This is a genomic window from Phytohabitans aurantiacus (assembly GCF_027923225.1).
Classification (GTDB): Bacteria; Actinomycetota; Actinomycetes; order Mycobacteriales; family Micromonosporaceae; genus Phytohabitans; species Phytohabitans aurantiacus.
This window is the reverse complement of sequence record NZ_BSDI01000151.1, coordinates 1-224: the sequence shown is the minus strand read 5'-3', so window position 1 is coordinate 224 and position 224 is coordinate 1. Positions and strand designations below refer to the sequence as shown.

The window sequence follows — 224 nt, the reverse complement described above, 5'->3', positions numbered from 1 at the left end:
GAGAAGCGGGCTGAGCAGACGCGGGCGTTCACGTTGACCAACAACGGTGATGGCCGTTTCCGGGTCACCGGCTGGCTCGACGCCGAAGCTGCCGCGATCGTCGACGCCGCGTTGGATCCGCTGTGCAAGCCTGACCTTGACCGCACACCGGCCCAGCGGCGGGCCGACGCCCTCGTGGAAATCTGCCGACTCGCCCTGCGCACCGAACAACTGCCGGACAACGG

Annotated in this window: 1 protein-coding gene; it reads left to right on the top strand. The window is 68.3% G+C overall.

The window, feature by feature from the left end; genetic code table 11:
- On the top strand, window positions 1-224 hold a 224-nt coding region (locus QMG73_RS46200; protein ID WP_281906534.1), incomplete at both ends, for a DUF222 domain-containing protein.